The organism is [Actinomadura] parvosata subsp. kistnae (assembly GCF_900323885.1).
Classification (GTDB): domain Bacteria; phylum Actinomycetota; class Actinomycetes; order Streptosporangiales; family Streptosporangiaceae; genus Nonomuraea; species Nonomuraea composti.
The window spans coordinates 1,503,847-1,526,066 of sequence record NZ_OOHJ01000018.1 but is presented as its reverse complement, the minus strand read 5'-3'; the positions used below and the strand labels follow the sequence as shown (position 1 = coordinate 1,526,066).

General features: G+C 71.3%; 18 protein-coding genes. 13 read left to right on the top strand and 5 right to left on the bottom strand.

Annotated elements, in window-relative coordinates; translation table 11 throughout:
* Positions 1-7: 7 nt before the first annotated feature.
* The gene (locus tag KIS93_RS27045; protein ID WP_230465774.1) at positions 8-1,594 is read left to right on the top strand and encodes a dolichyl-phosphate-mannose--protein mannosyltransferase; all 1,587 of its coding nucleotides are present in this window, start codon (positions 8-10) and stop codon (positions 1,592-1,594) included.
* Here KIS93_RS27045 and KIS93_RS27040 read toward each other — a convergent pair.
* Positions 1,530-3,008, bottom strand: a complete 1,479-nt coding sequence (locus KIS93_RS27040) for a hypothetical protein (RefSeq protein WP_230465775.1) — start codon at positions 3,006-3,008, stop codon at positions 1,530-1,532. The genes KIS93_RS27045 and KIS93_RS27040 overlap by 65 nt on opposite strands.
* A gap of 168 nt (positions 3,009-3,176) precedes the next feature.
* On the opposite strand from KIS93_RS27040, the gene KIS93_RS27035 reads away from it, so the two are divergent.
* The 4 genes from KIS93_RS27035 to KIS93_RS67620 all read left to right on the top strand — a co-directional run bounded on the left by KIS93_RS27035 (position 3,177) and on the right by KIS93_RS67620 (position 8,196).
* Entirely contained in the window at positions 3,177-4,421 is a 1,245-nt protein-coding gene (locus tag KIS93_RS27035; protein ID WP_186404458.1) for a glycosyltransferase family 2 protein, read from the top strand.
* Between the two features lie 81 nt (positions 4,422-4,502).
* Complete coding sequence (gene metG, locus KIS93_RS27030; protein ID WP_080045049.1) at positions 4,503-6,287, top strand: methionine--tRNA ligase; 1,785 nt, start codon at positions 4,503-4,505, stop codon at positions 6,285-6,287.
* 37 nt (positions 6,288-6,324) lie between these two features.
* Positions 6,325-7,191 carry a TatD family hydrolase gene (locus tag KIS93_RS27025; RefSeq protein WP_080045050.1) on the top strand — a complete coding sequence of 289 codons (867 nt, stop codon included), beginning with the start codon at positions 6,325-6,327 and terminating at the stop codon, positions 7,189-7,191.
* Positions 7,192-7,272: 81 nt separating this feature from the next.
* Positions 7,273-8,196, top strand: coding sequence for a resuscitation-promoting factor (locus KIS93_RS67620; RefSeq protein ID WP_155129055.1), 924 nt, complete (start codon positions 7,273-7,275; stop codon positions 8,194-8,196).
* 578 nt (positions 8,197-8,774) lie between these two features.
* Here the strand turns inward: KIS93_RS67620 and KIS93_RS27015 are convergent.
* Together KIS93_RS27015 and KIS93_RS63615 are read right to left on the bottom strand one after the other, a co-directional pair.
* Positions 8,775-9,980: an FG-GAP repeat protein gene (locus KIS93_RS27015; protein ID WP_080045052.1), complete on the bottom strand. Its 1,206-nt coding sequence runs from the start codon at positions 9,978-9,980 to the stop codon at positions 8,775-8,777.
* Positions 9,977-12,148, bottom strand: coding sequence for a serine/threonine-protein kinase (locus tag KIS93_RS63615; RefSeq protein WP_329607672.1), 2,172 nt, complete (start codon positions 12,146-12,148; stop codon positions 9,977-9,979). The genes KIS93_RS27015 and KIS93_RS63615 overlap by 4 nt, the downstream gene beginning before the upstream one ends.
* 46 nt (positions 12,149-12,194) lie before the next feature.
* Here KIS93_RS63615 and rsmA point away from each other — a divergent pair, with 46 nt between their 5' ends.
* Positions 12,195-13,055: a 16S rRNA (adenine(1518)-N(6)/adenine(1519)-N(6))-dimethyltransferase RsmA gene (gene rsmA, locus KIS93_RS27005; RefSeq protein WP_080045054.1), complete on the top strand. Its 861-nt coding sequence runs from the start codon at positions 12,195-12,197 to the stop codon at positions 13,053-13,055.
* 114 nt (positions 13,056-13,169) lie between these two features.
* Here the strand turns inward: rsmA and KIS93_RS27000 are convergent, their stop codons facing one another.
* Positions 13,170-13,901: an SDR family NAD(P)-dependent oxidoreductase gene (locus KIS93_RS27000; RefSeq protein ID WP_080045055.1), complete on the bottom strand. Its 732-nt coding sequence runs from the start codon at positions 13,899-13,901 to the stop codon at positions 13,170-13,172.
* 99 nt (positions 13,902-14,000) lie between these two features.
* On the opposite strand from KIS93_RS27000, the gene KIS93_RS26995 reads away from it, so the two are divergent.
* From KIS93_RS26995 to KIS93_RS26985, 3 genes are all read left to right on the top strand, one after another.
* Entirely contained in the window at positions 14,001-14,594 is a 594-nt protein-coding gene (locus KIS93_RS26995; RefSeq protein ID WP_080045056.1) for a TetR/AcrR family transcriptional regulator, read from the top strand.
* A gap of 307 nt (positions 14,595-14,901) precedes the next feature.
* Complete coding sequence (locus KIS93_RS26990) at positions 14,902-15,804, top strand: 4-(cytidine 5'-diphospho)-2-C-methyl-D-erythritol kinase (protein WP_080045057.1); 903 nt, start codon at positions 14,902-14,904, stop codon at positions 15,802-15,804.
* Positions 15,805-15,864: 60 nt separating this feature from the next.
* Positions 15,865-17,706, top strand: coding sequence for an ABC-F family ATP-binding cassette domain-containing protein (locus KIS93_RS26985; protein ID WP_080045058.1), 1,842 nt, complete (start codon positions 15,865-15,867; stop codon positions 17,704-17,706).
* A gap of 96 nt (positions 17,707-17,802) precedes the next feature.
* Here the strand turns inward: KIS93_RS26985 and KIS93_RS26980 are convergent, their stop codons facing one another.
* A complete protein-coding gene (locus KIS93_RS26980; protein ID WP_080045059.1) occupies positions 17,803-18,309 on the bottom strand; it encodes a MarR family winged helix-turn-helix transcriptional regulator in 507 nt (168 codons plus the stop codon).
* Positions 18,310-18,390: 81 nt separating this feature from the next.
* On the opposite strand from KIS93_RS26980, the gene KIS93_RS26975 reads away from it, so the two are divergent.
* The 4 genes from KIS93_RS26975 to KIS93_RS26960 are packed head-to-tail and all read left to right on the top strand — an operon-like array spanning position 18,391 to position 22,184.
* Entirely contained in the window at positions 18,391-19,137 is a 747-nt protein-coding gene (locus KIS93_RS26975) for a trans-aconitate 2-methyltransferase (RefSeq protein ID WP_329607673.1), read from the top strand.
* The gene (locus tag KIS93_RS26970) at positions 19,134-19,484 is read left to right on the top strand and encodes a VOC family protein (RefSeq protein WP_080045060.1); all 351 of its coding nucleotides are present in this window, start codon (positions 19,134-19,136) and stop codon (positions 19,482-19,484) included. Before KIS93_RS26975 ends, KIS93_RS26970 begins: the two co-directional genes overlap by 4 nt.
* Positions 19,485-19,536: 52 nt before the next feature.
* Entirely contained in the window at positions 19,537-21,015 is a 1,479-nt protein-coding gene (locus KIS93_RS26965) for a CYTH and CHAD domain-containing protein (RefSeq protein WP_080045061.1), read from the top strand.
* The gene (locus tag KIS93_RS26960; protein ID WP_080045062.1) at positions 21,012-22,184 is read left to right on the top strand and encodes a cytochrome P450; all 1,173 of its coding nucleotides are present in this window, start codon (positions 21,012-21,014) and stop codon (positions 22,182-22,184) included. Before KIS93_RS26965 ends, KIS93_RS26960 begins: the two co-directional genes overlap by 4 nt.
* Positions 22,185-22,220: the final 36 nt, after the last annotated feature.

Here is a 22,220-nt window from a genome sequence, read left to right as displayed (position 1 = left end):
GCGCATCGTGAGGAACTGGGGGGTATCGCCGCAACGGCTGATTCCGCCGATGCAGGGCGGAGCCCTCCTCGGCTGGCTGGCGCCGCTCGCGGTGGCGATCTTCGGCGGGATCCTGCGCTTCGTCCGGCTGGGCGAGCCCAAGGCCGTCGTCTTCGACGAGACGTTCTACGTCAAGGACGCCTACTCGCTGCTGCGATACGGCGTCGAGATGGCCACCCTGGGCGACGCCAAGAACCCCATCGCCGACCGGCGGCTCATCGCCGGCAGCCTGGACATCTTCAAGCAGTGCGCGCAGCCGTCCGAGTGCGCCTCCTTCGTGGCCCACCCGCCGCTGGGCAAGTGGATGATCGGCGTCGGCGAGTGGCTGTTCGGGATGAACCCGTTCGGCTGGCGCTTCGCCGCCGCGCTGGCCGGCACGTTGTCCATCCTGGTGCTGGCCAGGGTGGCGCGCCGGATGACCCGCTCGACGCTGCTCGGCTGCCTGGCCGGGCTGCTGCTCGCCCTCGACGGCCTGCACCTGGTGCTGTCGCGCACGGGGCTGCTCGACATCTTCCTGATGTTCTGGGTGCTGTGCGGGTTCGCGTGCGCCGTGGCCGACCGCGACTGGGCCCGGCACAGGCTCGTCCGCTGGTACGAGAGCGCCGCCGGCTCCGGCACCGGCCCCCGGCTCGGCTGGCGCCCGTGGCGGCTCGCGGCCGGGGCGTGCCTGGGCGCCGCGTGCGCCGTCAAGTGGTCGGGGATCTTCTTCCTCATCGGGTTCGCCGTGCTGTCGCTCATGTGGGACATGGGGGCGCGGCGAGCGCTCGGCCTGCGCGAGCCGTACCGGGGGGCGCTGGCGTACGACCTGCCCGGCGGGTTCGGCGCGATGGCGCTCGCGCCCGCGCTCGTGTTCACCGCGTCGTGGAGCGGCTGGTTCGTCTCCGCCGACGGCTGGGGGCGCAACTGGGAGCGGGCCACCTCCTCGGGGCCGCTGTTCTTCGTCTTCGACTCGGTGCGCTCGTGGGTGCAGTACCAGCTACAGGTGCTCGGCTTCCACAGCGGCCTGGAGGCCTACCACCCGTACATGTCGGAGCCCTGGCAGTGGCCGCTGCTGTTACGCCCCGTCTCCTTCCACTACCCCACCGACCTGCCGCCGTCGGCCTGCGGCGCCGACAAGTGCGCACAGGCCGTGCTCGGCGTCGGCACCCCCATGATCTGGTACGCCGCCGCGCTCGCCCTGCTCGGCCTCGTCGCCTGGTACGTGTCCTCGCGCGACTGGCGGGCCGGGGCGACCCTGCTCGGCGTCGCCGTGGGATGGCTGCCCTGGTTCTACTACGCCATCGCCGACAACCGCACCATGTACCTGTTCTACATGATCCCCGTGGTGCCGTTCATGGTGCTGGCGCTCGTGCTCGTGGCCGGGCTCGTCCTCGGCAGGCAGGACGCCCCCGCCACCCGGAGGGCGACGGGGGCCGCGGTCGTCGGCGCGTACGCGCTCGTCACGCTGATCAATTTCTGGTGGCTCTACCCGGTGCTGACGGCCGAGACGATCACGCACGCGCAGTGGTGGGCTCGGATGCTGATGAGCTCTTGGGTGACCGCCGCACCCAAGTGACCCCGCGCCGCAGCGTGATCGCCGCCGCGATACAGGCCAGCGGCACGGCCGGCAGAACGTAGCGGTAGTCGAACTCCGCCGTGGCCGCCGGGGCCAGCAGCAGCCCCACCGCGCCCAGCCACGGCAGCACCACCGGGCCGCCGAACTTGCGGTAGCGCACCACCACGCCGTACAGGCCGATCAGCAGGATGCCGCCGAGCATGATGCCGCGCAGGTAGAAGACCTTCTGGTAGTTGCTCATGATCGTCGCCCACGGCTGCACGATCTGGGTTTCCGGCGGGCCCTGCTCGTAGCTGAAGGCGTCGGTGTCGGTGCGCCCGCCCGCGTACGACGACCACTTCGGCAGCCGCTTGGGCTGGCCGGTGTCGTCCAGCTCCACGTACGGCTTGAACTGGTACATGTTATAGGTCGACTCGTCCGGGAAGCGGGGCCGTGCCCAGTGGAAGGAGCGGAAGAAATCGCGGGCCACGACCTTCAGGTAGTCACCAGGCTGCGACAGGATCGCCCGCGTGGCGAACTTGCTGGCGGCGTCGTTGGTGATCTCGCTCCACTTCTTGTTGATGCCCCACCGGTGCAGCACCTCGCCGGTGCCGGTGCCGTCGCCGTTGCCCTGACCCCACAGGTACCACTGGGCGTAGTCTTTGCGCTGGCTCACCGGATCGTTGATGCACAGCAGCAGGAGCTGGACCTCTTTGTACTTGTCGATGTCCATCTTGTTGCAGTCGGCGAAGATGGCCGTGCGCATGTAGAGGATCAGGCCGTCGCTGTTGGTCATCGCGAACTTCCCGTACGCCGAGGCGAACCACCCCATGTACGCCATCACCGGGATCGCGCAGGCCGTGATCACGGCCACGATCGGCCGCCATCCGGCCCGCTTGACCAGCAGGTAGAGCACCACCAGCGCCAGGATCGGCAGCCCGATCGAGCGGGTCAGCCAGGTCAGCGCCAGCAGCAGGCCGACCACCGCGCCCGCCTGCCAGGTCAGCCGCCGCTTCCACAGCACCATCGTGATCACGCCGACCACCAGCAGCATGAACATGGTGTCGGACATCACGAGCTGCTCGAGCTGGATCTGGTAGGCGTCGAACAGCACCGGCGCCGCCGCCAGCGTGGCCCCCCACTTCGGCAGCCTGAACTTGATCCGGAGCAACGCGTAGATCAGGCACGCCGTGGCCAGACCCATGAGATGCTGCGTGAACGTCACCAGTGCGAAGCTGTGGAACGGCTGGAGCAGCATCAGCCAGAAGCTGTAGCCGTCGGGCCTGATCGGGTGCGGCCTCGGGTGCAGCGCCACCGAGACGTACTCGTAGGAGTCGTTGAACCACATGGCCGGGCCGTAGCCGAGCATGGTGATGAGCCGCAGCACGGCGCCGACGCCGAAGGCCGCGGCGAACACCCGATGCCTGCGCACCATGGACAGCAGACGGGCTGTCCTGCCAGGGGCGGAGGGGTCCACAGGGGTAATCTCCGCGACGCTCACCATGCTGTAAAGAATGCCAGTCGTTTTCAGGTCTGTGCCCGAGCATGGGCACGTTCAGGGCATGATGGTTCACTGGAAGAGCCTTAACTGAAGGGTAGACACGTGGAACTGACGGTGGTCATGCCCTGCCTCAACGAGGCGGAGACCGTGGAAGTCTGTGTGCGCAAAGCACTGGCGTGCATGGAGGAGCACGGCATCGAGGGCGAGGTGCTGATCGCCGACAACGGCAGCACGGACGGCTCCCAACAGCTCGCCCGAGACGCCGGGGCCCGCGTGGTCCATGTGGACGAGAAGGGATACGGAAACGCCCTCATGGGCGGCATCAGGGCGGCCCGCGGCAAATACGTCATCATGGGCGACGCCGACGACTCCTACGACTTCACGGCGCTGATGCCGTTCGTCGAGCAGCTGCGCGACGGCGCCGACCTGGTCATGGGCAACCGCTTCCGGGGCGGCATCTCCCCGGGCGCCATGCCGCCGCTGCACCGCTACCTCGGCAACCCGGTGCTGTCGTTCATCGGGCGGCTGTTCTTCCCCTCGGCGATCAAGGACTTCCACTGCGGGCTGCGCGGCTTCCGCCGCGACTCGATCCTGCGGCTGCAGCTCCAGACGGGCGGCATGGAGTTCGCCTCCGAGATGGTGGTCCGCTCCACCCTGGCCGGCCTCGACGTGCGCGAGGTCCCGACCACGCTCTCGCCCGACGGCCGCTCCCGCCCGCCGCACCTGCGCTCCTGGCGCGACGGCTGGCGCCACCTGCGCTTCCTGCTCCTCTACAGCCCCAAGTGGCTGTTCTTCTACCCCGGCGTGCTGATGATGATCGTCGGCCTCGTCGCGGGCACCGCGCTGGTGTTCGGCCCGGTCGAGATCGGCGAGCTGGCCTTCGACGTCGACACGCTGGTCGGCTCCGCCGCCCTGGTGGTGATCGGCTTCCAGGCGGCGCTGTTCGCGGTGTTCACGAAGGTGTACGCGGCCGAGGAGGGCTTCCTGCCCGAGTCGCCCAGGATCCGGCGGCTGATCGACATCGTGAGCCTGGAGAAGGGGCTCGTCCTCGGCGGGCTGCTGGCCCTGGCCGGCCTCGTCGGCCTGGTGATGTCGCTGGTGCACTGGCAGGTGCGCGACTGGGGCGAGCTCGACCCGCGCGAGTCGCTGCGCATCGTCGTGCCGTCCGCGACGGCGCTCATCATGAGCTTCCAGACGATCTTCGCGGCGCTGTTCATCAGCATCCTCGGCATCCGCCGCACCCGCGAGACCTCCATCGACAACGCCGCCGCCGCGGCCGAGGAGGCCGCCGCCGCGATCGCCCTCGAAGAGTCGTCCCAGCACGAGAGCCTTTCGCAGCAGCACTAGAGCCGTTCGCACGCCGCCGCGGGCACCGGCACCGCGGCGGCGCGTAACAGATCAATCTCGCGGCCCCGTAGGCTTGAGAGCATGACCCAGCACATTCTCACCGCCGTGGCGTGGCCGTACGCGAACGGGCCCCGCCACATCGGGCACGTCTCCGGGTTCGGCGTGCCGTCCGACGTCTTCAGCCGCTACCAGCGGATGGCGGGCAACAAGGTGCTGATGGTCTCCGGCACGGACGAGCACGGCACCCCCATCCAGGTCCAGGCCGACAAGGAAGGCGTCAGCGCCAAGGAGCTGGCCGACCGCTACAACCGCGTCATCGCCGAAGACCTCACCGGCCTCGGCCTGTCCTACGACCTGTTCACCCGGACCACCACGAAGAACCACTACGCCGTCACGCAGGAGATCTTCAAGGGCCTGCACGCCAACGGTTACATCTTCCCCAAGACCACGATGGGCGCCATCTCGCCCTCGACCGGCCGCACCCTGCCCGACCGCTACATCGAGGGCACCTGCCCCATCTGCGGCTACGACGGCGCGCGCGGCGACCAGTGCGACAACTGCGGCAACCAGCTCGACCCGATCCAGCTCATCAACCCCAAGAGCCGCATCAACGGCGAGACGCCCAAGTTCGTCGAGACCGAGCACTTCATGCTCGACCTGCCCGCCTTCGCCGAGGTGCTCGGCTCCTACCTGCAGTCCAAGCAGGGCGAGTGGCGCCCCAACGTGCTGAAGTTCGCCCTCAACCTGCTCGGCGACCTGCAGCCGCGTGCGATCAGCCGCGACCTCGACTGGGGCGTGCCGATCCCGCTCGACGGCTGGCGCGACCAGCCCAACAAGCGCCTGTACGTGTGGTTCGACGCCGTCATCGGCTACCTGTCCGCCTCCATCGAGTGGGCCAGGCGCTCCGGCGACCCCGACGCGTGGCGCCAGTGGTGGCAGAATCCCGACGCCCGCGGCTACTACTTCATGGGCAAGGACAACATCGTCTTCCACGCCGAGATCTGGCCGGCGATGCTGTTCGGCTACAGCGGCATCGGCGCCCGCGGCGGCTCGCCCGGCTCGCTGGGCAAGCTCGACGTGCCGTCCGAGGTGGTCTCCAGCGAGTTCCTGACGATGGAGGGCAAGAAGTTCTCCTCCTCCCGGCAGGTCGTCATCTACGTGCGCGACTTCCTCGCCCGCTACGACGCCGACGCCCTGCGCTACTACATCGCCGTGGCCGGCCCGGAAAACCAGGACACCGACTTCACCTGGCAGGAGTTCGTCAACCGCAACAACGGCGAGCTGGTCGCCGCCTGGGGCAACCTCGTCAACCGGTCCATCTCCATGGCGGCAAAGAACTTCGGCGCCGTGCCCGAGCCCGGCGACCTCACCGACGCCGACCGGGCCCTGCTGGAGCGCTCCCGCAACGCCTTCGGGCCCGTGGGCACCGAGCTGGGGCGCTCGCGCTTCAAGAACGCCATCACCGAGGCGTTCGACGTCGTCCGCGAGGCCAACAAGTACCTCGCCGAGCAGGAGCCGTGGAAGCTCAAGGACGACCCTGAGCGGCAGAAGTCGATCCTGCACGTCGCGCTGCAGGTCGTCGACGACGCCAAGACCATGCTCACGCCGTTCCTGCCCGGCTCGTCCAACAAGGTCTACTCCATGCTGGGCGGCGAGGGCGTGTGGTCCGGCATGCCGGAGATCCGCGAGGTCGACGAGGACGGCGGCAGCCCCTACCCGGTGATCACCGGCGACTACGCGGCGGGCGCGGCCCGCTGGGAGCACCGGCCGATCAGGCCCGGCACGCCGCTGGCGCCGCCGGTGCCGCTGTTCAAGAAGCTCGACCCGAAGGTCATCGACGAGGAGCTGGCCCGGCTGGGCGAGTGACGTCGGCTCCCGGCGCGGGAGGCTAGGCTTTGATGGCGTGACCAAGCTTCCCGCCTCGCTTCCCGCCGCGCCAGAGCCGCTCTCCTCGCCCGTCTTCGACAGTCACTGCCACCTCGACATCATGGTCGGCAACCGGCAGGCGTCGTCGGGCGACCCGGTGGCCCAGGCCGCGCAGGCGGCCTCGGCCACCGTACGCGGGATCCTCGACGACGCGCGGGCCGTCGGCGTGACGCGGCTGGTCACGATCGGCTACGACCTGGCCTCCTCGCGCTGGGGCGCCGACGTGGCGGCCGAGCAGGAAGGCGTGTACGCCGGGGTGGCCATCCACCCCAACGAGGCCCACGAGGCCACTCCTGAGGTGCTGGCCGAGATCGAGGCGCTGGCCGGGCGGCCCGAGGTGCGGGCGGTGGGGGAGACCGGGCTCGACTACTACCGCGACTGGGCGAGCAAGGACGACCAGCACGCCAGCTTCCGCGCGCACATCGAGATCGCCAAGCGCACCGGCAAGGCCCTGGTCATCCACGACCGGGACGCGCACGACGACGTGCTGAAGGTGCTGGCCGCGGAGGGCGCGCCCGACAAGGTGGTCTTCCACAGCTTCTCCGGGGACGCCGAGATGGCCAAGAAGTGCGCCGACGCCGGATATTTCATGTCATTCTCCGGGCCGGTGACGTACAAGAACGCCGGCTACCTCCGCGAGGCCGCCGAGATCGCGCCCGCCGAGCTCATGCTGGTCGAGACCGACGCCCCCTACCTGCCCCCCGTCCCGCACCGCGGCAAGCCCAACGCCCCTTACCTCGTCCCGCTCACCCTGCGCTGCCTGGCCGAGGTCAAAAAGGTGCACCCTGACCGGTTGTGCGAGGCGATCAGCGTCAACGGAGTCACAGTTTTCGGCGAGTGGTGACCATCTTTTGGCGAAGTCCGGTGTACAACTCGTAGACAAGCGTAAAGTTCGGGCCGTCCTGCCCCACACCGGAGGTGGCTCGTGCGAGGAAAGAGGCGTGCGCCCCGGCCGCCAGTGCCGTGGCGCTCCCCGTGGACGCCCGTCGTCTGCGCGGTGGGGGTCGCGGCCGTCGGCACGCTCATGGTCGTGTCGCTGCTGGTCAAAGAGGTCACCGTGGTCATCGACGGCGAGCGCAGGCCGGTCCGCGCGTTCGGTGGAACGGTCCAGGAAGTGCTCGCCGACGCCGGCGTCTCCGTCGGCTACGGCGACCTGCTGAGCCCCGCCGCGCGCGCCCAGGTCGACGACGGCACCACCATCGAGGTCCGCCGCGCCCGCCCCATCAAGCTCACCCTCGACGGCCGCACCAGCACCCACCTCGTCACCGCCACCAACGTCGGCGACGCCCTCGCCGAGCTCGACATCACCCCCGCCGCCGCCGGCAAACTCTCCGCCCCGCCCGCCCACAAGGTGCCCCTGGAAGGCATGGAGCTCACCGTCTACACCCGGCGCAAGGTGTACGTCGTGGCCGGCACCACCCGCGTGTCCTGGCGCACGACCGCCAGAACCGTCCGCGAGGCACTCAAGCAGAAGCGCATCGCCCTGCGCCGCGGCTACCTCGTGAACCCGCCCCTCAGCAGCTTCCCCAAGGACGGCACCGTCATCACCGTCACCCCACCCCGCACCGTCCAGATCCAACCCGAGATCATGGAGCTCGACTGGGAGTCGCTCGCCGAGTGCGAGTCACAGGGCGACCCCGAGGCCTACAACCCCGACGGGCCCTACTACGGGCTGTACCAGTTCAGCCTGCCGATGTGGCAGGCGGTGGGCGGCATGGACACGCCGACGACGTGGCCGGAGGAGGAGCAGACGTACCGGGCGCAGCTCCTGTACCAGCAGGTGGGCGGCCGATGGCAAGGCCAATGGCCCCACTGCGGCGACCGCCTCTTCACCATGAACGCCCGCTGACCCCGCGCCTCCCCGCCCGCCACCCCGCGCCCGGCGGCCCGCGCCCGCCGCCCGCGCTCGCCGCCCCGCGCCCGGCGGCCTCGCGCGTTCACCGCAGCATGGCCACGCCCACCGCCCTTTCGCCCGCGCCCGTCGGAGCGCGCCGCGCCTGCCCTTCGTGCTCGTGCCTTGGCGCCCAGCACCCGCGCCCGGAACTACGCCCGCCGCCCTCCGCCGCGTCCGCGCCTGGCCGCCCGGCACCTGCCCCATGCCGCGCTCGCCACGCCACCCTGCGTTCGCGCCCGTGCCTGCGCGCCTGACCGCCTGGCATCCGCCTCCACGCCGAGCAGCGCAGCGCGCGTCCCTGCCGAGCTCCCGGTCGCAGCGCGCCGTGTCCGTCGCTAGCGCTCGGGCCTCGCCGCTTCGTGTTTGTGCCTTGCCGCCCAGCACCCGCCCCCGGCGTCTACGCTCGCCCTTCCGCGCGTGCCGTCGCTCGGCCGCGCCCGCCCTTCCGCGCGTGCCGTCGCTCGGCCGCGTCCGCCGTGCCGCCGCATGCTCGTCGCTCGCGACCACCGCCCAGCCCGTCCCGTGCCCGGGTGCTAGCCGGACAGGGCGGTGCCGAAGTCGATGCCTGCTGGGGGTTGGAGGGGTTGTGGGGGTGTCTCGTCGTTGCGGGCGGTTACCGTGACCTTGCCGGATGGGGCCGCGTCCGGTTGGCCGACGTACAGTTTGTTGCCGCTGAAGGTCACCGACCAGCCGAACAGGCCGTCGGCGGTGGGTAGTTCGCGGTCCTCGGCGGCGTTCTTCCAGGAGATGACCCGGACACCGCCGCCGTAGGGGGCGCCGATCGCCAGTCGTCCGTCCGCTGAGACGGCCATCGAGAAGCCGAACGCCTGCTTGCCCCCCTGCGTCACCCTTCGCGTGGGTTTGCGGGCGGTGTCGAGGAGCTGGACGTAGCCGGGGCCGGGGGTTCCGAGCGCGTAGCCGAAGCCTTCGGCGTAGGCGATCGCGTAGCCGAAGCGGTCGCCTGAGCGGTCCGTCGGGGAGTCCAGTTTGAACGAGGTGATCTGCGGCGCCAGCGCGTCGTCGATGAACACGACCGACCCCGAGTCGATCTTGCCGGCTTCGACCTGGCGGCCGGCGCCGTCGTCGTTCTCGTACGGGACGCCGACGACCAGCTCGTTCTTCGGCCCGAACGCCATCGACCAGCCGAACTGGTCGCCCACCTCGCTGTTGCCCCGCACGTCCACGGTCTCCTGGCTGATCCTGCGCGGCTCGCCCTCGCCCTTGCGCACGTAGACGGCGCCCACGTCGGGGAGCGGGCCTTCGTCCTCGTACGGTGCGCTGATCGCCAGCAGGTCGCCGCGTGCGGCCAGCGACCAGCCGAAGTGCGCGAACCGTTGCGGCTGGGACGCCACGAGGCGTTGCGGGGCCGTCGCGCCCCCGCCGCCGTAGACGACGTACGCGGCGCCGGCGTCCTCGACGCCGTCCACGTCCGTGTACGGGGCGCCGATCACGAGGTCGGCGCAGCCGTCGCCGTTGACCTGCGCGAGCCGTACGGACCAGCCGAGACCATCGCCCCTGGCCGGCCCGGAAACGGGGACCGGCACCACTTTGCCGCCGGACAGCACGTGCACGGCGCCCTTCTGGCCGTCGGCGAACGGGTCGCCGACCGCCACGTCGTCCACGCCGTCACCGTCGAAGTCGGCCGCACCGGAGCAGGCCGCGGCCGTCGCGGGGGACACGGCCGCCGTGACCCCTCCGGCCACGAGCATGAGCGCGGCGAGCGCCGCCCTGAGCGTCACAGCGCCACCTCGATCTGCTTGCCGTTCTCCAGGAGGGTCGCCGTCATCTTCATGGGCTTGCGGTACATGGCCAGGTCGAACACGAACGCGCTGTCCACCCGCCCGCCCGGCAGGATCGCCGGCGGCAGCGTGAGAGGGGCGGGGTCGTGCTCGCCGCCCCGGTCGTCGACCATGGTGACCACGGGCTGCACCAGGACCCTGCGCTCGCCGCCCGGGTTGAGCATCGTCCAGCGGATCACGCAGAGCTGGCCCTTGGCGGACGTCGTACCCTCGAACTCCTTCAACCCGCACTCCGGTGCGCCCGTCACGATCGCCACCGGGTCGTCGAAGGCGGCGCCCAGCGCGAACCGGCGGCCCACGTCGTTCGGGCTCGGGCTGCCCGCCGCCTGGGTGGGGGTGCCCTGGGTCGCGGTGGTGGTCGTGGTGCGGGCGGAGGTGACGATCAGGACGGCCACCGTGACGCCGATGGCGAGCACGGCGGCCGCGGCGGCGATGAGCCACCGGGTGCCGGGCGTGCGGGTGCCGCCGATGGTGTCGTCGGAGTGCTCGCGCTGGTCGTTGGGCGTTCCCAGGGTGCCGGGGTGGGTGTCCGCGCCTAAGACGGCCCCTTGCCTGGCCCGCCCCATGGCCGCGTCGTGGCGCTCGGGCTCCAGCCCGGGGCCGCGTCCCGCCGCGCCCAGGGCCTCCGCGCCCTGCTTCGTGGCCTGCCCGGACTCCGTCCTGAAGCCCTTGCGTGCCTTGGCCCGGCCCGCGTCCTGCGGGGCGGGCACCTGCCAGCGGGCCAGCTCCGCCTTGGCCGCTTCCTCCTCCTGCCGCGCCCGCTCCTCCAGGGACGGCCCCACACCGGCGCCAGGTCCAGGTGCGATGCCCGGCCCGCTCCCGGAGCCCGGCACGCTCCCAGAGCCCGGCGCGTTCCCGGGCCCCGGCCTGCTCGCGGAGCCTGCCCCGCTCGGGGTGCCCGGCGCGTTCCCGGAGCCCGGCGCTCCGGGACCGGTCGCCGCGTCGGCGCCGGCGAGGTCGCCGGCCGCGGCAGCGGGACCTGACGCTTGGGGACCGGAAGCGCGCGAACGTGCCGCCCGCGGACCGGATGCCTGCGAACCGGCCGGCTGGGGGCCGCCCGACTGAGGGCCCGTTGGGACGTTGCCCGGGGCCGGGGAGGCACCGGGGGTCGTGGTGCGGCGGCCGGTCGCGTCGCTGGGGGGCGGGGTCGTGAAGGTGGCTGTGATGTCCGGCTCGTCCACCACGTTCTGCGGCGGTTCCCAGTCGCTGAGCATCTCGGTCGCCACCAGCGTCGGTGGGTCCACGGTGGCGGGCGCCGGCGCGCTGCCGCCGACCAGCGCGATCAGCAGGTCCTGGGCGGTCGGCCGCAGGGCCGGGTCCATGGAGGTGGCCCGCCGGACGAGCTCGTTCAGCGGTGCGGGCAACGCCCCCAGGTCGGGCTGGGTGTTGAGGACGCGGGAGGCCATGGTGATGGGGTCGCCGCGCCCGAACGGGTGCCGCCCGTTCCCGGCGTAGGCGATAAGGCAGCCCCAGGCGAAGATGTCCACGGCGGGGCTGACGGGCTCACCGCGTACCTGCTCGGGCGCCCACCAGCCGGGGCTGCCCAGCAGCTCGCCGGAGAGCGTGAACCCCGTCTCGCGGTCGAGCGCCCTGGCGATGCCGAAGTCGATCACGCGGGGCCCGGACAGCGAGAGGATCACGTTCGCCGGCTTGAGGTCGCGGTGCACCAGCTCGGCCACGTGGATGGCGGCCAGCGCCGCCGCCACGCCGAGCGCGACGCCGTGCAGGGGCCCCGGCTCCAGGGCGCCGTAGTTCGCTATCTGGTCGGACAGAGGCGTGCCGGCGATGTACTCCGTCACCATGTACGGCCGGCCGTCGCCGGTGTTGCCGTTGTCCAGCACCTGGGCCGTACAGAACGACGCCACCCTGCGCGCGTTGTCGACCTCGGCGTGGAAGCGGGCGGCGAAGCCCTCCTGGTTGGCGAACTCGGCCTTGACCACCTTGAGCGCGACGAACCGTCCCGTCGGCGCCCGCGCGAGGAACACGGTCCCCATGCCGCCCTCGCCCAGCCGGCCCAGCAGCCGGTACGGCCCGATCGCGCGCAGGTCGGTCGGCCGAAGCGGCGCGGCGCCCGTTGGCTCCATGAGGGACGTCCCTTCCTGTTCCACGCCATCCTCTCCTTTGGTCTCCCCATCCGCCATCGCAGGTTCTTCGATGCGGGAGACTGGTTGGATGATGAGGCTGTTGGGCCCTGCAGAAATACGTATTTTGGCGAACAAGCTAGATCTTCGTCCGACAAAAAAACTGGGCCAGAACTTCGTGATCGACGCAGGGACCGTCCGTCGCATCGTCCGCGTGGCCGACCTATCGCCCGATGACGTGGTCATCGAGGTCGGTCCCGGCCTCGGCTCGCTCACGCTGGCGCTGCTGCCGTCGGCGGCGCACGTGGTCGCCGTCGAGATCGACCCGGTGCTGGCCCGGCAGCTCCCCGTCACGGTGGCCGAGCGGGAGGCGGCCGACACGCTGACCGTCGTCAACGCCGACGCCATGAAGATCACCCCCGACGATCTCGCCGGCCACGCCCCGACCGCGCTGGTGGCGAACCTGCCGTACAACGTGGCCGTCCCCGTGGTGCTGCACCTCCTCGAAGTGCTGCCCTCGCTGCGCAAGGGCCTGGTGATGGTGCAGTCGGAGGTCGCCGACCGGCTCGCGGCGGGTCCCGGCTCCAAGGTGTACGGGGTGCCGTCGGTCAAGGCCGCCTGGTACGCCGACGTACGCCGGGCCGGCCCCGTCGGCCGTACCGTCTTCTGGCCCGTCCCCAACGTCGACTCCGGCCTCGTCTCCCTGGCCCGCCGCGACCCGCCGGCCACGTCGGCGTCGCGGCAGGAGGTGTTCGAGGTGGTGGACGCGGCCTTCGCGCAGCGCCGCAAGACCCTGCGCGCGGCCCTCGCCACCTGGGCCGGCACCGCCGCCGACGCCGAACGCACGCTACGGGCGGCGGGGGTGGACCCGTCGGCGCGCGGCGAACAGCTCGACATCACGGCCTTCGCCCGCATCGCCGAACTCCGCCCCTGACCGGGGCCATGCCCTTCGCTGAGCGACCGGACGCCATGAGGCGCCGGTCGCCGTGAGGGGTGGGCGTGCCAGGCACCGGGCCATCCCAGGGCGCCAGACCTTGGCCTTGCGAGGTCAGAAGGCGCTGAAGGTGGCCTCGGGGCGGTCCCGCTTGGTGTAGAGGTCCCAGGCCGTGTCCGCGATCGTGTCCGGGTCGAGCGTGCGGATGCCCGCGTCCCCGAACAGCTCCGGCTGGGACATGACGTGCGCATGGATGTCCCCACGCTCGATCAGCCCGCCGATGATCAGGCTCCCGGCGTAGACACCCTGGTCGGTCAGTGCCGCGTTGAGCGTCAGGGCGTAGTTGCGCAGCGCCGCAGAGGAGATCGCGAGGCTGCCGAGGGCGGGCATCGGCATGACGGCGCTGAGCCCGCCGGCGAACAGCAGCCCGCCCTCGCCCCGCTCGACCATCCCGGGCAGCATCTTGCCGACGAGCGCGACGGCCGGATACACCACCTCCATCGCCTCCCGCACGTCCTCGGGGGTGATGCCGGTGATGGGCGGGAGCGGCGCGGCGTCCAGATCGGCGGCTCCTGGCCCGTAGTAGAGCACGTCGACGGTGCCGAACCGTTCGACGATCGCGTCCAGGGCGGCCAGGGCCCGGTCGTGGTCGCGTACGTCGGCGACGAACGCCGCCGCCTCCACTCCGGCCGCGGCCAGCGACGCCACATACCGGGCGTGCCGGGCGTCGCTGCGCGAGACGAGCGCCACGGCGTACCCCTCGCGCCCGAACCGGTGGGCGACGGACAGGCCGAGCCCCGGCCCGGCTCCGATGACGACGGCGGTCTTGCGTGTTGCTGCGGACATGGCGATGCCTTCCCTTAGGAGAGTAAGTCGAGGGCCACCTCAACTTCCCTCAACGTAGCACACAACTTGAGGCATCCCTCAGATTCGTATGATGGAGAGATGGCAGCCGGAACCAAGCCGCTGCGGTCGGATGCCGCACGCAACCGCGACAAGCTCCTGGTCGCGGCCACCCAGCTCATCGCCGAGCACGGCCTCGACGTGCCCTTGGAGCACGTCGCCCGCCGCGCCGGAGTCAGCATCGGCACCCTCTACAACCACTTCCCGACCCGCGAGGCGCTCCTCGGAGCGGTCATGCCCCAGCGGCTGGCGGCCCTGGAGCAGGTCACCGAGCGGGCCCTGGCCGACCCCGACCCCTGGGACGGCTTCGTCGCCTTCCTCGAAGGGCTCTTCGCCCTCCAGTCGGAGGACCACGGCCTCAACGACGCCCTGACCCAGGGCTTCACCCTGGCCACCGACGTGAGCCAGGCCTGCCACCGGGGCCTGCTGGACGCCGAGCGCATCATCGAACGAGCCCAGGTCGCCGGCCGCCTGCGCCCCGACTTCGGCACTCAGGACCTGGTGACGCTCATCTGGGCGATGTCGCAGGTCATCCGCGAGTCCATGAACACCGCTCCGGGCGCCTGGCGCCGCTGCCTGGCCTTCTTCCTCGACGGCCTGCGCACGGAGGCAGCCCACCCCCTGCCCGAACGCTGATCAAGCTCCCGGCGCCGAACGCGGGAGGACGGGACCGCCCCGCCGTGTCCGCCGCGCTGCACTGCGGGCCCTGCCCGAACCGAGGCGCCACCAGCGGCATGCACGGAGGGGGCGGCGTGGCGGCGCAGGTGCGGCCACGCGAGCGGGACGGGCAGGTGTCCGGCATATGGGGATCAACTTGACTCTCCGTGCCGGGCCGCCGTGGGGACATGCGGTTCATCTTTCAAGAACCGCATGTCGGCCCAGCGTGCCCGGATAACATCGAGTGTCCTTGACCCCGGCAAGCGATGAGAGTGGCAGAAGATCGATGAGTTCGGTGACCGTACGTGTGCCCGCGAAGGTCAACGTGCAGCTTTCTGTCGGCCCGCTCAGGGAAGATGGCTATCACGACCTGGTCAACGTCTTCCACGCGGTATCGATCTTCGATGAGGTGGTGGCGAAGGAGTCGGAGGCCATCACGGTCCGGGTCAATGGCAAGTGGTCCGACCAGGTGCCGGTCGACGACTCCAATCTCGCCATCCGCGCCGCGCGCGCCCTGGCCAAGCACGCGGGCCGCACCTACGGCGCCGATCTCGTCATCAACAAGGACATCCCGGTGGCCGGGGGCATGGCGGGCGGGAGTGCCGACGCGGCGGGCGCGCTGGTGGCCTGCAACGAGCTGTGGGGGCTGGGGCTGCCGCTGGAGGATCTGATGGAGATCGCCGGGGATCTGGGCAGCGACGTCCCGTTCTCGCTGATCGGGGGCACGGCGGTGGGCACGGGCCGGGGCGAGCAGCTCAGCGAGCTGCCCACGGGAGGCACGTTCCACTGGGTGTTCGCGCCGGCGATCGGCGGGCTCTCGACGGCCAGCGTGTACGCCGAGTGCGACCGCCTGCGGCAGGCTTCGGGGGCCGAGGTGCCGTGGCCGCAGCTGAACGATTCGCTGATGGAGGCGCTGGGCACCGGCGACGCGTACGCTCTCGGCTCGAACCTCAGCAACGACCTCCAGGCGGCGGCGCTGACCCTGCGCCCCGAGCTCGGCCCCACCCTCGACGCGGGCCGCCAGCACGGCGCGCTCGGCGCGATCGTCTCGGGCTCCGGCCCGACCTGCGCGTTCCTGGCCATCGACGCCACGCACGCGCGCGACCTGGCGGAGAGCCTGACCGCGACGGGCGCGGCCCGCACGGCGGTGGCCGCTCACGGGCCCGTTCAGGGCGCGGTCCTGATCTGATCGTCCCCCGCCTCGGCAGCGGAAAGGCGGAGGGCCGGGAGCCGATACTCTGGGAAGGCCATGAATCTGGTCAACCTTGAGTCCGTTTCCCACGCTTACGGCCCCAAGCCGCTGCTCCACGACGTCTCCCTGGGTGTGGAGGCGGGCGAGCGCATCGGTGTCGTCGGGCGTAACGGGGGCGGCAAGACGACGTTGCTGTCCGTGCTGGCGGGCACCGTGCGCCCCGACAGCGGCCGGGTCACGCACAACCGCGGCCTGCGCGTCGGCTTCCTGTCCCAGCAGGACACCCTCGATCCGGGCGCCACGGTGAGCGAGATCGTGCTCGGCGGCCTGGCGGAGCACGAGTGGGCGGGCGATCAGCGGGTCCGCGAGATCCTGTCGAACCTGATCGGCGACCTCGACCTCGCCTCAAAGGCCGCCGACCTGTCGGGTGGCGAGCGCAGGCGTACGGCGCTGGCGAAGCTGCTCATCGACGACCACGACCTGATCATGCTCGACGAGCCCACCAACCACCTCGACATCGAGGCGATCGCGTGGCTGGCCGCGCATCTGGCGGGCAGGAAGAGCGCGCTGGTGGTGGTGACGCACGACCGGTGGTTCCTCGACGCGGTCTCCACGCGCACGTGGGAGGTCGTCGACGGCAGGGTCGAGCGTTACGAGGGCGGCTACGCGGCGTACGTGCTGGCCAAGGCGGAGCGGGCGCGCATCGCGCAGGCCGCCGAGGAGCGCCGCCAGAACCTCATGCGCAAGGAGATCGCCTGGCTGCGGCGCGGCCCGCCCGCGCGCACGTCCAAGCCGAAGTTCCGGATCGAGGCGGCGCAGGCGCTGATCGCGAACGAGCCGCCGCCGCGCGAGACGGTCGAGCTGATGAAGTTCGCCGCGGCGCGCCTCGGCAAGACGGTCTACGACCTTGAGGACGTCACGCTGCACGCGGGCGGCCCCGGCACGGGCCCGCTGGTGCTCGATCACCTGACGTGGCAGTTCGGCCCGGGCGACCGGATCGGGCTGATCGGGGTGAACGGGTCGGGCAAGTCGTCGGTGCTGCGGCTGCTCGCCGACACGATCAAGCCCGACTCGGGCCGGGTGGTCAGGGGTCGCACGGTGCGCCTGGCGCACCTGTCGCAGGAGCTGGGCGAGCTCGATCCGACGCGGCGGGTGCTGGAGTCGGTGGAGGAGGTGCGCAAGTACCTCCAGCTCGGCAAGCGCGAGTGGACGGCCTCCCAGCTGCTCGAACGCCTCGGCTTCCGCGGCGACGCGCAGTGGAAGGTGATCGGCGACCTGTCGGGTGGCGAGCGGCGCCGGTTGCAGCTGCTCAGGCTGCTGATGGACGACCCCAACGTCCTGCTGCTCGACGAGCCGACGAACGACCTTGACATCGAGACGCTCAACGAGCTCGAAGACCTGCTCGACGGCTGGCCGGGCACGCTGATCCTGGTGAGCCACGACCGTTACTTCCTGGAGCGGGTCACCGACCGGTGCGTGGCGCTGCTGGGCGACGGCAAGCTGTCGCTGCTGCCGGGCGGGGTGGACGAATACCTCGAACGCCGCGCGGCGGGCACCGCCGTGACCGCCCGCCTCGGCGCGGGCGCGCCGGCGGCCGCGGCGAGCGCGATGACCGGCCCTGCCGGGGCCGGGGCCGGAGCAGCGGCCGGGGCCGGGGCGCCGGAGCAGGGCGGGCTGTCGGCCAAGGAGGAGCGCGAGCTGCGCAAGGAGCTCAACCGCCTGGAGCGCCAGCTCGACAAGCTGAGCGAGCAGGAGTCGCGGCTGCACGCGGCGATGGCCGACGCGGCCAGCGACTACGCCAAGCTGGGCTCGCTCGACGCGCAGCTGCGCGAGATCACGGCCCAGAAGGACACGATCGAGGCCGAGTGGCTGGAGGTCGCCGACCGCCTCGGCGACTGAGGGCAGAAGGGCGGACCGCCTCGGCGACTGAAGGCGGAAGGGCGGACCGCCTCGGCGACTGAGCGCCCCCCGAGGCGGGGAGGTCAGAGCGGGAGGTCAGAGCGGGGAGTCGAAGGGTGTGAGGAGGGTGCGGAGCAGCGACGCCAGCGTGCGCTGATCCGCCGGCCCCAGCCCCGACAGCAGCTCCCGCTCCCTGCGCAGCAGGTCGTCGAAGGCGGCGTCCACCCGGGCGAGCCCCGTCTCGGTCAGCGAGACCAGCACGCCGCGCCGATCCTCGGGGTCGGGCCGCCGGCGCACGAGCCCGGCCTGGGCGAGCCGGTCGATGCGGTTGGTCATCGTGCCGGAGGTCACCAGAGTGGCCCGCAGCAGGGCTCCGGGGCTGAGCTCGTAGGGCTTGCCGGCCCGCCGCAGCGCGGTGAGCACGTCGAACTCCCACGGCTCCAGATCGTGTTCGGCGAACGCCGCCCGCCGCGCACGGTCGAGATGCTTGGCGAGTCGTGACACTCTAGAGAGCACCTGGAGCGGTTCGACGTCGAGGTCGGGGCGCTCCGCCCGCCAAGCCGCGACGAGGAGATCGACCTCGTCCCTAGCATCCTCCGTCATGACACAAGAGTGTACTGTCTTGACATCGAGATATCTCTCTCGATATCAATTATCTCTATGTCAAGAGATATTTGGGACCCTGTGACATACGCGGTCTACGCCGACGAGCGGTCCCGGCCGTTCATCGAGCTGATCTCCCGGGTGGGCGCGGTCGAGCCCGACTACGTCGTGGACGCCGGCTGCGGCAGCGGCGAGCTCACCGTGGAGCTGACCAGCCGCTGGCCCAACGCGACCGTCGAAGGCTTCGACTCCTCCCCGGCGATGATCACCAAGGCCCGCAAGCTGGGCTCGCAGGTGCGGTTCGCGGTGGCCGACGTCGCCATGTGGCGGCCCGACCGGCCCGTGGACGTGCTCGTCTCCAACGCCGTCCTGCAGTGGGTGCCCGCGCACCGCGACGTGCTGGAGCACTGGGTGGAGGCGCTGGCCCCGGGCGGCTGGCTGGCCTTCCAGGTGCCGGGCAACTTCGACGCCCCCAGCCACGTGGCGATCCGCGAGCTGTGCTCCTCCCGCGCCTGGTCCGACAAGCTCGGCGACTTCACCCGGGGCATGCCCGTGGGGGAGCCGCTGGAGTACGTGGACCTGCTCAACCAGGGCGGCTCCCAGGTGGACGCGTGGGAGACGACGTACGTGCACATCCTGCACGGCGAGAACCCGGTGCTCGACTGGGTCTCCGGCACCGCCCTGCGCCCCATACTCGACCGGCTCGACCCCGACGAGCAGCGGCGCTTCAAGCAGGACCTCGCCGGGCCGCTGGCCGAGGCGTACCCGGCCAGGAGCTACGGCACGCCGTTCCCGTTCCGGCGGATCTTCGTGGTGGCGCAGAAATGACGATCAGGGGCCTGCACCACGTGCAGCTCGCCGCGCCGCGCGGCAGCGAGCCGGCGTTACGCGCGTTCTACGCGGGAGTGCTGGGCCTGCGCGAGGTCCCGAAGCCGCCCGAGCTGGCCAGGCGCGGAGGCGTCTGGTTCCGGGGCGAGGGCGTGGAGGTGCACCTCGGCGTCGAGGAGGACTTCAGGCCCGCCCGCAAGGCCCACCCCGCCTTCCTGGTGGACGACCTCGACGCGTACGCGGAGAAGATCCCCGAGGCGCGGCCGGACGACCTGTTCCCCGGGTACCGGCGGATCTACGTCTTCGACCCGGTGGGTAACAGAATCGAACTTCTGCAACCCGTGTGATGTTCACCGGGCGGTGGCATCATGGTCCGAAATCGGACTCTTGCGAGGTGCAGTGGGTATCGAGATCGAGGACAAGTTCGACGTCCCCCCGGAGTACGAGCTCCCCGACCTCGGGGGTCTCGCCGACACCGTCGGCCCCAAGAGCTACCAGCTCGTGGCCCTCTACTTCGACACGCCCGACCTGAGGCTCGCCGCGCGGGGTGTCACGCTGAGGCGAAGACGGGGCGGCGCCGACGCCGGCTGGCACCTGAAGCTGCCCAAGACCAAGGGCGCGCGCCAGGAGATCACCCACCCGCTCACCCGCAGCGCCAGGGACGTCCCGTACGAGCTGTCCGAGCTCGTCCGCGCCTACACGCGGGGCGCCGAGCTGAAGGTCGTCGCCGAGCTGGAGACCCGCAGGAGCGTCACGCTCCTCAAGGACGGCGAGACCCGGCTGGTCGAGATCGCCGACGACCGCGTCAAGGGCACCGTGTACGGCGACCAGCCCAGGATCGTCCGGTGGCGCGAGGTCGAGGCCGAGCTGCTCGAAGGCGGCACCCAGCAGTTGCTGGCCAAGGTCGGCAAGCGGCTCAGGAAGGCCGGCGCGACCCCGTCCGAGTCCTCCAGCAAGCTCGAGAAGCTCCTCGAACCCGCCCGTCTCCCCAAGGCCGCCACGAAGGCGGGCAGCGCCGGTGAGGTCGTCGTCGACTACCTGGCCGGCCAGGTCAAGGCCCTGCTCGCGCAGGACCCGCGCGTGCGCAGGGCCGAGGAGGACGCCGTCCACCAGATGCGCGTGGCCGCGAGGAGGCTGCGCAGCGCGCTCAAGGCGTTCAAGACGATCGTCACCGACACGGCGGAGGTGCAGGAGGAGCTGCGCTGGCTCGGCACGGTGCTCGGCGAGGCGCGCGACCTGGAGGTGATCAGGGCCAGGTTCGCCAAGGCGCTGGCCGGGCTGGCGCCGGAGCTGGTCACCGGCCCGATCCAGAACCGGCTCGGCTCCGACCTGCGCAAACGCGAGGAGGAGGCGTACGGGCGGATCAAGGAGGCGCTCAGCAGCGAGCGCTACTACGTGCTGCTCGACGCGCTCGACCGGCTCGTGGCCGCCCCGTCGCTGGGCAAGGCGGCGGGCAAGCCCGCGCAGGAACAGTTGCGTACCGTCGCCGCCGCCAACTGGAGCCGGGTGACCAAGGCGTACGATCGCGCCCAGGCCGTCGAGGACGCCGAGCGCCGCGAGATCGCCATGCACGAGGTGCGCAAGGCGGCCAAGCGGGCCCGCTACACCGCCGAGGCGCTCCAGCCGAGCCTCGGCTCCGACATGGGCAGGCTCGCCAAGCTGGCCGAGAACGTCCAGGAGGTGCTGGGCGCCCACCAGGACGGCGTGGTCGCGCAGGAGACCCTGGCGAAGGAGGCCGAGAGCGCGCGGCAGGCGGGCGAGGACACCTTCACGTACGGGCTGCTGATCGGGATCGAGCGCAACACCGCCGAGCGGGCGCACGCGGAGTTCCCCCGGGTCTGGAAGGAGACCGTCAAAGCGGTTACCAAGGTTCTATGAGCCTTCCTACCATCCCCTTCTCGCGCGGCAGTCTGCTCGAGGTGCCCGAGGCGTACCGGGAACTGCGGGCCGAGCAGGGCATCGCGAAGGTACGCACGCCGGCGGGCGACGAGGTCTGGCTGGTCAGCGGGTACGAGGACGCCCGCACCCTGTTCAACGACGGCCGGCTGGGCCGCTCGCACCCCGACCCGGACAACGCGCCGCGCGTGTCGGGATCGCCGCTGCTCGGCGGACCCCGCGGCGAGGTGGCCACGGAGAAGGCCGAGCACGACCGCATGCGCAGGTTGTTCATGCCGGCCTTCTCCGCGCGGCGCATGAAGCGGCTCGGCGGGCACGTCGGCATGCTGGTGGAGGAGCGGCTGGAGCACCTGGCCAAGCTCACCCCGCCGGCGGACCTGCACGCCGAGCTGTCCTTCCCGCTCCCGGTGCTGGTCATCTGCCAGCTCCTGGGCGTCCCGTACGAGGACAGGGAGTACTTCAGCGGCCTGTCGTCGCGGATGGGCGACTCCCGTGACCGCGAGCGGGGGCAGGCGGCGCTCGACGAGATGAGCGCGTACACGGCGGGCCTGATCGAGCGCAAGCGGCACGAGCCGGGCGAGGACGTCCTGTCGGACCTGGCGGGGGAGCTGGACGACGACGGGACGATCGCCGAGCTGGCCGGCTCGCTGCTGTTCGCCGGGCACGAGACGACGGTCAACCGCATCGACTTCGGCGTGCTGCTCCTGCTCGCCAACCCGGCCCAGCTCGACCTGCTCAAGGCCGATCCGGGGCTGGCGCCGGCGGCCGTGGAGGAGATCCTGCGCCTGGCCTCGCCCAGCCTGCACGGCCTGCTCAGGTACGCGCACGAGGACATCGAGATCGGCGATCTGACGATCCGCAAGGGCGAGGGCGTCGTGATCACCCCGGGGGCGGCGAACCGGGACGAGCGGATCTATCCCGATCCGGACGTGTTCGACCTGCGCCGCCCGCTCACCGACCCGCACCTGAGCTTCGGGTACGGCCCGCGCTTCTGCATCGGCGCCAGCCTGGCCAGGGTCGAGCTGGAGGCGGTGTTCAGCCGGCTGTTCCAGCGCTTCCCGACGCTGCGTCTGGCCGTGCCGGAGGAGGAGCTGCCGCGCACGGAGGGGAGGATCGCCGACGGCTACGCCGCGCTGCCCGTCACGTGGTGAGCCTCAAGCCGGGCAGCGCCCGTCACCTGGTGAGAC

What these genes read in the sequence shown, in the direction of transcription:
- rsmA (WP_080045054.1), top strand. Translation starts at nt 12,195, where the DNA reads ATGCGGGAGACTGGTTGGATGATGAGGCTGTTGGGCCCTGCAGAAATA.
- KIS93_RS26960 (WP_080045062.1), top strand. Translation starts at nt 21,012, where the DNA reads ATGAGCCTTCCTACCATCCCCTTCTCGCGCGGCAGTCTGCTCGAGGTG.
- KIS93_RS26980 (WP_080045059.1), bottom strand. Translation starts at nt 18,309, where the DNA reads ATGACGGAGGATGCTAGGGACGAGGTCGATCTCCTCGTCGCGGCTTGG.
- KIS93_RS26970 (WP_080045060.1), top strand. Translation starts at nt 19,134, where the DNA reads ATGACGATCAGGGGCCTGCACCACGTGCAGCTCGCCGCGCCGCGCGGC.
- KIS93_RS26985 (WP_080045058.1), top strand. Translation starts at nt 15,865, where the DNA reads ATGAATCTGGTCAACCTTGAGTCCGTTTCCCACGCTTACGGCCCCAAG.
- metG (WP_080045049.1), top strand. Translation starts at nt 4,503, where the DNA reads ATGACCCAGCACATTCTCACCGCCGTGGCGTGGCCGTACGCGAACGGG.
- KIS93_RS27040 (WP_230465775.1), bottom strand. Translation starts at nt 3,008, where the DNA reads ATGGTGCGCAGGCATCGGGTGTTCGCCGCGGCCTTCGGCGTCGGCGCC.
- KIS93_RS26990 (WP_080045057.1), top strand. Translation starts at nt 14,902, where the DNA reads ATGAGTTCGGTGACCGTACGTGTGCCCGCGAAGGTCAACGTGCAGCTT.
- KIS93_RS26995 (WP_080045056.1), top strand. Translation starts at nt 14,001, where the DNA reads ATGGCAGCCGGAACCAAGCCGCTGCGGTCGGATGCCGCACGCAACCGC.
- KIS93_RS27000 (WP_080045055.1), bottom strand. Translation starts at nt 13,901, where the DNA reads ATGTCCGCAGCAACACGCAAGACCGCCGTCGTCATCGGAGCCGGGCCG.